This is a genomic window from Arthrobacter sp. 10N418, assembly GCF_056394725.1.
Window position 1 is genome coordinate 1 of record NZ_JBFTIK010000055.1, and the last position, 3,719, is coordinate 3,719.

The following is a 3,719-nucleotide window of genomic DNA, read 5'->3' on the forward strand; positions in this document are numbered from 1 at the left end:
CATTCGGATCGCGGGTCCCAGTTCCGGTCCCGCCGCTTCGTCGAATCGCTCAGGCACCACGGGCTCACCGGCTCGATGGGCAGGGTCGGTGCGTGCGCGGACAACGCCGCGATGGAATCGTTCTTCTCGCTGCTGCAGAAAAACGTCCTAGACCGTCAGCGGTGGCTCACACGCCAGGAGCTCCGCCTGGCGATCACCACCTGGATCGAAAGGACGTACCACCGCCGGCGACGGCAAAGACGGTTGGGAAAACTCACCCCGATCGAATATGAAACAATCAACCGGACCGCGCTCTCAGCGGCCTAAGACCCCGAGTCAACAAAAGCCGGGGCAGTCCCGCCTCCGGTCTTCTCAAGGACGGCCTTGTCCTAGCATCACCCCAGCAGATTGCGGCCAACTTCAATGAGTCTGCTCTACTTCGCCACGCGGTAGCGACTGTACGTCGATATGAGCAGGACTGGGCCACTTATTCGGCACAAAACAACGAACCACAGGTTCTGCCCGCCATGGTTATCCAGGTGGATAACATGCCATCTGACGAAGAGCTTTCCTCGATAATCAGCGTGGTCTTGGAGTCGTGGCCTGGACTCAAGACTTACAACATCTGCCACACATTTGGCACTCACGCCGTCAAGGATGTCGGCAGTTACGCGATTGCGTACTCCAATCCAGAGGACATCCAAGATGACCTCGATATCCGTGTCGTACTTTGCATGCAGGCGATCACCACTGGCTGGGACTGCCCTCGTGCCGAGGTGCTTTTGTCATATAGGAAGGTCGAGGACCAGGACGCCATTACACAGATCATTGGCCGTATGATCCGTACGCCGCTCGCCCGTCGCGTGGAACAGAACGAAGCTCTTAACTATGTGCACTGCTTCCTCCCGAGGTTCAATAAGGCCGGCGTGAAGAAGATTGCTGACCGTCTCAAACTCGGTGACGATAGCTTCCGTCAGGAATGGGTCCACCCAGAGACGTTCGACCAAGACACTCTGCCTGAGTTAGTGCCAGCCGTTCCCTCGACTGAAATGACGCTTGCAGGCAGTACTGTCGCTAAACGTGCGACGACTGTTAACACTGGCCTTCGTGACGAACTAATTCGTCGTCGGGAAGTTGAGCTCGAAGACGCCAAGCTGTTTGACGACGAGTCTGATAATTCATCAGTGTCTCAAATAAGGGCCACCGAGGTTCCGGAACCAGAAGAAGAACTCATCATTGTCGAGGACCAAGAACTTTCAGATGGTCCCGGCTCGACCGGTGTCAGTGTCATCACACAGGAGAGCGTCCGACTCACACGCAACCCGCTAATTGACCTGGACGTATTCAATAAGTTCGTTGAACTGCCTTCCTATGTGATCCCAGGCGCCCAATACCGCACCCAGGTTGACCGGCTCAAGAACTTTGCCACGTTGCTTACAGGTGGCGGGAAGAACGCGATTTTGCAGGGCGCAGCCAGCATGGCTACCGCACGGCTACTCCAGGTACTTAGGGAAGCGCGTTTACAGCTGGACGCCAGCGGTAAGTTCCAGGAACAAGCGGACAAGCTCGCCCACTTCTTTATTGAAAACGAAGTGACGACACTCTTCGATGGCAACGCAGTGCTTGAGATTGACCTGCTGGAAGAAGTTGAAATCGACAGCAAGGGTGTCGAGCAGCTGTTCGCGCAGGCAGAACGCCGCATTGGCCGCACTATGGCTAACGCATACCTAAACGATCGTTACCTTGAAGACGGCGACACATTCACAATGATGATGTCGGTTGCTGTAGTAGCGCACCAGCCCGGCGTCAAAGAGAAGCTTGAACAAGTAGCCAACGCCACCATCGTTGAGTGGTTCAAGGAATATCAGACTCAAATCAACAAGGCTCCGGCAGCCTTGAAAGCGCAGCTCGACGAGGTGCGCTCAGAAGCCACAGAACCAGAGCCGACCGTTATTTCCTTGGTGGAGAACAAACCGATTCCCGTTGCCGAGGTCGTCTGGCCAAAGCACCTCCTGTCGTCGCCTACCGGCGACTACCCGGTGAAACTCAATGAATGGGAAATCCACGTTCTAGACACCGAACTTAAGGATGACAACTGCCTTGGCTGGTATCGGAACCCCTCATCAGGTTCTGGCGCATTAACCGTCCCCTACACCATGGGTGGCCGGCACCGCGGCCTCACGCCTGACTTCGTCTTTTTCCACAGGACCGACGACGGCGTTGTTTCCTCCATCCTTGATCCGCATGCCCAGAGCCTAAGTGACTCCATCCCAAAGCTCAGAGGATTGGCCAGGTACGCCAAAAACCATGGTGACGAGTACCAGCGCATTGAATCAATCATCAAGATCAATGATGTGTTCTACTCACTGAACCTGAAGGAGAAGGCTGTCCAGGCAGCAGTTGAAGCGTACCGAGATGCCCGACCCGAGGCGCTGTACTTGGAGCACGCTGGCAAGTACTAGGAGTCATCGTGTCCTGTGAATGTGAGGTAGGTATTGCGGTGGAGGCCGCGAAAGAAGGTCTCTTCTTGTCTCCAGGCACCAACTTTCAGTGGATCGGAACAAAAGGACCGTACGGGCTAAGCGGCAAGACTGCGAGCGTCTACGAGCCCGTGATGTCAGTTGCCATCGCCCTTGGTGCTGACCTGGACTCGATGCGCTCGGCTCGACGTATTGTTCGACCCCGCGCTGACCTAATACACAAGGACACCGGAGTAGTTATCGAGGTTGATGAGATCCAACACTTCACCTCTTACCGCCTACTGTCCTTTGAAAGCTATCCAAACGGCGCACCTTTGGGGTTTGACCTGGAAGACTACCGCGATCTTTGTGAACAGCACCGCGTCAAGGCTGACAAGGCATGGGGAACGAAGAAAACGGCTACGTTCGGGCCCAAGAGCAGGGGGCGCCAACGCGCTTTCTACGACGCGCTGAAGGACCTATCCCTTCCTGCAGCGGGCCTGCCTCCCCTCGTGAGGATCGCGGTACCAGACCGTGACTACGTAAGGGCGTGGAAGCAGGCTAGGAATCGAGTGTTCGCGGCCGTCGCGGCCGCCACTTGAACGAAAAGACCACTCTGGGAAAAGAGTGCACCAGGGCAGATCATGCTATGAACGCCTTCAATCGCCGCATCTGCGCTGGTCTCATGGAAAGCGGCGGAGTGGGGCAGAATGGGCCTCATGTGCGGCAGATACGTGATGTCCAAAGCGACCGGCGACCTTCTGAGCCACTTTGAGGCCAAGGAAGTCGAGGGCAGCCCGCCGTCGTCGAGCTGGAACGTGGCGCCTACCCAGAGCGTGCCCATCGTTGCTGAACGCCTGGATGAAGGCACCATCGACCGGCATCTGCTGATTGCGCGTTGGGGTTTGGTCCCATCCTGGGCGAAGGACATCAAGATCGGCTCCAAGCTCATCAACGCCCGCAGTGAGTCCATTCTGGAGAAGCCGTCCTTCCGGAAGGCGGCGGTGAAGCGCCGTGCGATTATCCCAGCCGAGGGCTATTACGAGTGGCAGAAGACCGAGGACGGGAAGAAGATCCCGAATTACCTGTACTCCGAGAAAGAGCCCTTGTTGGGCTTCGCCGGACTGTACGAGGGTAGTGCCCATTAGCGTGGTGTAACGGCCCGGCCCCGGGCGTGTTGTTCCCGAACGTGAGGCGGCCATCGCGTGATTCTTGGAAAGACCGACCAAAGTCTTCTCTCAAGGAGTATCCACGCGATGACCGCACCCCATATTATCGACC

4 protein-coding genes are annotated in these 3,719 nt (G+C 56.7%); all 4 read left to right on the top strand.

What is annotated here, in order from left to right; all coding sequences use genetic code 11:
• The coding region (locus AC1DCZ_RS19220; protein ID WP_476973958.1) for an integrase core domain-containing protein at positions 1-306 on the top strand (306 nt) is incomplete at its 5' end.
• A 200-nt stretch (positions 307-506) separates the two neighbouring features.
• Positions 507-2,441: a hypothetical protein gene (locus tag AC1DCZ_RS19225; protein ID WP_476975991.1), complete on the top strand. Its 1,935-nt coding sequence runs from the start codon at positions 507-509 to the stop codon at positions 2,439-2,441.
• Positions 2,442-2,479: 38 nt separating this feature from the next.
• A complete protein-coding gene (locus AC1DCZ_RS19230) occupies positions 2,480-3,040 on the top strand; it encodes a DUF7255 family protein (RefSeq protein ID WP_476975992.1) in 561 nt (186 codons plus the stop codon).
• A 117-nt stretch (positions 3,041-3,157) separates the two neighbouring features.
• Positions 3,158-3,586, top strand: a complete 429-nt coding sequence (locus tag AC1DCZ_RS19235) for an SOS response-associated peptidase (protein ID WP_476975993.1) — start codon at positions 3,158-3,160, stop codon at positions 3,584-3,586.
• The last annotated feature ends 133 nt before the right edge of the window (positions 3,587-3,719 follow it).